Annotated in this window: 2 tRNA genes and 3 rRNA genes; all 5 read right to left on the reverse strand. The window is 47.5% G+C overall.

The features are described 5' to 3' along the window. Nucleotides 1–38: 38 nt before the first annotated feature. Nucleotides 39–152: ribosomal RNA gene (gene rrf / locus ACT3TH_RS13645) — 5S ribosomal RNA — on the reverse strand. A 166-nt stretch (nt 153–318) separates the two neighbouring features. After that, nucleotides 319–3176 (reverse strand): 23S ribosomal RNA (locus ACT3TH_RS13650). A 341-nt stretch (nt 3177–3517) separates the two neighbouring features. Continuing rightward, nucleotides 3518–3593, reverse strand: a tRNA-Ala gene (locus ACT3TH_RS13655). 7 nt (nt 3594–3600) lie between these two features. Beyond that, nucleotides 3601–3677: transfer RNA gene (locus ACT3TH_RS13660), tRNA-Ile, on the reverse strand. A gap of 74 nt (nt 3678–3751) precedes the next feature. Continuing rightward, nucleotides 3752–5290, reverse strand: a 16S ribosomal RNA gene (locus ACT3TH_RS13665). Together the 16S, 23S and 5S rRNA genes with 2 tRNA genes alongside form the textbook arrangement of a ribosomal RNA operon. Nucleotides 5291–5855 lie beyond the last annotated feature (565 nt).

The raw sequence follows: 5855 nt of genomic DNA on the forward strand, positions 1-5855 counted from the left end.
CGACTAGATAACTAGTTGGGGGATAATCAGGAATAGAGAGCTGACGATGACCTACTCTCACATGGGCGAACCACACTACCATTGGCGCTACGATGTTTCACTTCTGAGTTCGGGAAGGGATCAGGTGGTTCCATCGCGCTATTGTCGTCAGCAAAGGGGGTTAGATATGAGTCTGTTTTAGTTTTACTTATTGACTAAGTATCACTTAACCTAACTGAATCAAGGTTAACGGTGATATCGAAATGTTCTTTCTTATTCTAAAGCTTTCGCTTTACAAGATAGATTAATTAGACTTGATACAAACCACTTGGGTGTTGTATGGTCAAGCCAAACGAGCAATTAGTACAGGTTAGCTACATGCATCGCTGCACTTCCACACCCTGCCTATCAACGTCCTAGTCTTGAACGGCTCTTTAGGGAAATCTAATCTTGAGGTGGGCTTCCCGCTTAGATGCTTTCAGCGGTTATCCCATCCGAACGTAGCTACCGGGCAATGCCACTGGCGTGACAACCCGAACACCAGAGGTTCGTCCACTCTGGTCCTCTCGTACTAGGAGCAGATCCTCTCAAATTTCCAACGCCCACGGTAGATAGGGACCGAACTGTCTCACGACGTTCTAAACCCAGCTCGCGTACCTCTTTAAATGGCGAACAGCCATACCCTTAGGACCTGCTTCAGCCCTAGGATGAGATGAGCCGACATCGAGGTGCCAAACACCGCCGTCGATATGAACTCTTGGGCGGTATCAGCCTGTTATCCCCAGAGTACCTTTTATCCGTTGAGCGATGGCCCTTCCATACAGAACCACCGGATCACTAAGACCTACTTTCGTACCTGCTCGACTTGTGGGTCTCGCAGTTAAGCGCGCTTTTGCCTTTATACTCTACGACCGATTTCCGACCGGTCTGAGCGCACCTTCGTACTCCTCCGTTACTCTTTAGGAGGAGACCGCCCCAGTCAAACTACCCACCATACATTGTCCTCGGTATTGTTATACCTGAGTTAGAACCCCAACATGACCAGGGTGGTATTTCAAGATTGGCTCCACCAAGACTAGCGTCTCGGCTTCAAAGCCTCCCACCTATCCTGCACAAGTCAGGTCAAAGTTCAATGTAAAGCTGTAGTAAAGGTTCACGGGGTCTTTCCGTCTAGCCGCGGGTACACAGCATCTTCACTGCGATTTCGATTTCACTGAGTCTCTGCTGGAGACAGCGCTGCCATCATTATGTCATTCGTGCAGGTCGGAACTTACCCGACAAGGAATTTCGCTACCTTAGGACCGTTATAGTTACGGCCGCCGTTTACTGGGGCTTCGATCAAGAGCTTCGCTTACGCTAACCCCATCAATTAACCTTCCAGCACCGGGCAGACATCACACCCTATACGTCCACTTTCGTGTTTGCAGAGTGCTGTGTTTTTAATAAACAGTTGCAGCAGCCTGGTATCTGCGACTGCCAATAGCTTACGGAGCAAGTCCTTCACCATCAGCAGCGTACCTTCTCCCGAAGTTACGGTACCATTTTGCCTAGTTCCTTCAGCAGAGTTCTCTCAAGCGCCTTGGTATTCTCTACCTGATCACCTGTGTCGGTTTAGGGTACGATTCGTTTATGACTATCGCTTAGAAGCTTTTCCTGGAAGCATGGTATTTGCCACTTCGCTGTACAAGTACAGCTTGCTATCAGATCTCGGTATAAAATAGCCCGGATTTACCTAAGCTATAAACCTACATCCTTCCACCTGGACAACCATCGCCAGGCTGGCATAACCTTCTCCGTCCCTCCATCGCATCATAAACAAGTATCGGAATATTAACCGATTTCCCATCGACTACGCCTTTCGGCCTCGCCTTAGGGGTCGACTCACCCAGCCCCGATTAACGTTGGACTGGAACCCTTGATCTTCCGGCGTGCGAGCTTTTCACTCGCATTATCGTTACTCACGTCAGCATTCGCTCTTGTGATACCTCCAGCATGCTTTACAACACACCTTCACAGGCTTACACAACGCTCCCCTACCACTTGAAAACAAATTCAAATCCGCAGCTTCGGCTCCTAGTTTGAGCCCCGTTACATCTTCCGCGCGGGCCGACTCGACTAGTGAGCTATTACGCTTTCTTTAAAGGATGGCTGCTTCTAAGCCAACCTCCTAGCTGTCTATGCCTTCCCACCTCGTTTCCCACTTAACTAGGAATTTGGGGCCTTAGCTGGCGGTCTGGGTTGTTTCCCTCTCCACAATGGACGTTAGCACCCACTGTGTGTCTCCCGGATATCACTCATTGGTATTCGGAGTTTGCATCGGTTTGGTAAGTCGGTATGACCCCCTAGCCGAAACAGTGCTCTACCCCCAATGGTGTTCGTCCGAGGCGCTACCTAAATAGCTTTCGGGGAGAACCAGCTATCACCGAGTTTGATTAGCCTTTCACCCCTATCCACAAGTCATCCCCTGGCTTTTCAACGACAGTGGGTTCGGTCCTCCGGTGCCTGTTACGGCACTTTCAACCTGCTCATGGATAGATCACTCGGTTTCGGGTCTATACCCTGCAACTAAACGCCCTATTAAGACTCGGTTTCCCTACGGCTCCCCTAAACGGTTAACCTTGCTACAGAATATAAGTCGCTGACCCATTATACAAAAGGTACGCGGTCACCCTAATAAATTAAGGCTCCCACTGCTTGTACGCACACGGTTTCAGGTTCTATTTCACTCCCCTCACAGGGGTTCTTTTCGCCTTTCCCTCACGGTACTGGTTCACTATCGGTCAGTCAGGAGTATTTAGCCTTGGAGGATGGTCCCCCCATCTTCAAACAGGATTTCTCGTGCCCCGCTCTACTTAATATGTTAATGCTAATGTTTCGAATACAGGACTATCACCTACTACGGTCAGCTTTCCCACGCTGTTCTTCTACATTAGTACTAATCGGCTTCTCCCCGTTCGCTCGCCGCTACTAGGGGAATCTCAATTGATGTCTATTCCTAAGGGTACTGAGATGTTTCACTTCCCCTCGTTCGCTTCCTAATAAATTAGGATACCTACCTTATGGTAAGTGGGTTTCCCCATTCAGAAATCTCCGGATCACAGGATATTGCCGCCTCCCCGAAGCTTATCGCAGGCTGTCACGTCTTTCATCGCCTCTGACTGCCAAGGCATCCACCATGTGCGCTTCATTACTTGACCATACAACCCCAAGTAGTCTTTCGACTTCAAAGTGTCATACAATCTAATTATGATAACGATATCACCTATGTTTATACGCTTGATTCAGTTCTCTTTATTTTTTTAATAATCAACCCCTGGGATAACAACTGATGTCGTTAAGAGGTTGATTATTAAGGTTAGGAAATGCGCGTGAACACGCTCTTCCTAACCCAGACTCATATCTATGTTTTTAAATAGTTCTTATGCTCTCATCGAGTCACAAGTTCTGTATAAAACAGAAAGAAGTAATCTTAATCAAATCACTTGTTTCTATTTAATACCTATTTTATTTATTCGCATTCTAAGCTTAACTAAAGTAGTGGTGGAGCCAAACGGAGTCGAACCGTTGACCTCCTGCGTGCAAGGCAGGCGCTCTACCAACTGAGCTATGGCCCCATATAAATGGTGGGTCTAAGTGGACTTGAACCACTGACCCCCGCGTTATCAACACGGTGCTCTAACCAGCTGAGCTACAGACCCAATACGTTCGCTAAAACGTAAGCTTAAACTAAAGAACAACTTGTTGTGAATTCTTGCTGACCGAATGCCATCTATAAGGAGGTGATCCAGCCGCAGGTTCCCCTACGGCTACCTTGTTACGACTTCACCCCAGTCATCAACCACACCGTGGTGATCGCCTTCCTTACGGTTAGGCTAACCACTTCTGGTGCAATCAACTCCCATGGTGTGACGGGCGGTGTGTACAAGGCCCGGGAACGTATTCACCGCGGCATTCTGATCCGCGATTACTAGCGATTCCTACTTCATGGAGTCGAGTTGCAGACTCCAATCTGGACTACGATAGGCTTTTTGAGATTCGCATCACATCGCTGTGTAGCTGCCCTCTGTACCTACCATTGTAGCACGTGTGTAGCCCTGGTCGTAAGGGCCATGATGACTTGACGTCGTCCCCGCCTTCCTCCAGTTTGTCACTGGCAGTATCCTTAGAGTTCCCGGCTTAACCCGCTGGTAACTAAGGACAAGGGTTGCGCTCGTTGCGGGACTTAACCCAACATCTCACGACACGAGCTGACGACAGCCATGCAGCACCTGTATTCTAATTCCCGAAGGCACTCCCGCATCTCTGCAGGATTCTAGATATGTCAAGACCAGGTAAGGTTCTTCGCGTTGCATCGAATTAAACCACATGCTCCACCGCTTGTGCGGGCCCCCGTCAATTCATTTGAGTTTTAACCTTGCGGCCGTACTCCCCAGGCGGTCTACTTATTGCGTTAGCTGCGTCACTAAGTCCTCAAGGGACCCAACGACTAGTAGACATCGTTTACGGCGTGGACTACCAGGGTATCTAATCCTGTTTGCTACCCACGCTTTCGAGCCTCAGTGTCAGTATGATGCCAGAAGGCTGCCTTCGCCATCGGTATTCCTCCAGATCTCTACGCATTTCACCGCTACACCTGGAATTCTACCTTCCTCTCACCTACTCTAGTCTGACAGTTTCAGATGCAGTTCCCAGGTTAAGCCCGGGGATTTCACATCTGACTTATCAAGCCACCTACGCTCGCTTTACGCCCAGTAATTCCGATTAACGCTTGCACCCTCTGTATTACCGCGGCTGCTGGCACAGAGTTAGCCGGTGCTTATTCTGCAGCTAATGTCATCGTCTCCGGGTATTAACCGAAGAGTCTTCTTCACTGCTTAAAGTGCTTTACAACCAAAAGGCCTTCTTCACACACGCGGCATGGCTGGATCAGGGTTTCCCCCATTGTCCAATATTCCCCACTGCTGCCTCCCGTAGGAGTCCGGGCCGTGTCTCAGTCCCGGTGTGGCTGATCATCCTCTCAGACCAGCTACAGATCGTCGCCATGGTAGGCCTTTACCCCACCATCTAGCTAATCCGACTTAGGCTCATCTAATAGCGAGAGCAACAAGTTGCCCCCTTTCTCCCGTAGGTCGTATGCGGTATTAATTCGAGTTTCCCCGAGCTATCCCCCACTACTAGGTAGATTCCTAAGTATTACTCACCCGTCCGCCGCTCGTCATCTTCTAGCAAGCTAGAAATGTTACCGCTCGACTTGCATGTGTTAAGCCTGCCGCCAGCGTTCAATCTGAGCCATGATCAAACTCTTCAGTTTAATCTTGCTATGAAACTCTTTAAAGAAGTTTCTAAACTTGGCTCATCTAATCTGGCAAAATCGCTAAAAATTATGTTCGTAATGAATTAACTTTGAGTTTTTCTGCTGTCTTAAATGATAATTTTTATAGTTAGAATTCTACCGAAAAGGTAGTCAACCAACTTTATTTTTTAGCATTCTGAATCAGCAAAAATCCACACAAGTTGTTCTTTAGTTATGCTTTTAAATAATGTCTACCACTGTCATCCAGTAGCAGTTTTATCTAGACTAATTACTCAAACCAATGTGGCTTATCCTAATTAGCGAGCTGACTATCATATCATGTTTTAATAGACTGTCAAGCTTCTTTTTTTAATTCGTTTCAATAAGTTAGCTCGTTAATTTATAGTGATGAATCACTATCTTCTTAACTGCTTCCCCTTAATGAGGTGCGTATTATAGACGCTTTATTTATGAAGTCAAGAAGTATTTTTCGTTTAGTTTGAAGTTTTATCCTCGCTCATTTACTAAGCTCAAATATCTTCTCCTAAACGGGCATAGATTAAGTTTATTAAGCAGTAACACC

It is taken from the genome of Psychrobacter sp. AOP22-C1-C5 (genome assembly GCF_052378885.1).
In the GTDB taxonomy this organism is placed as follows: Bacteria; Pseudomonadota; Gammaproteobacteria; order Pseudomonadales; family Moraxellaceae; genus Psychrobacter.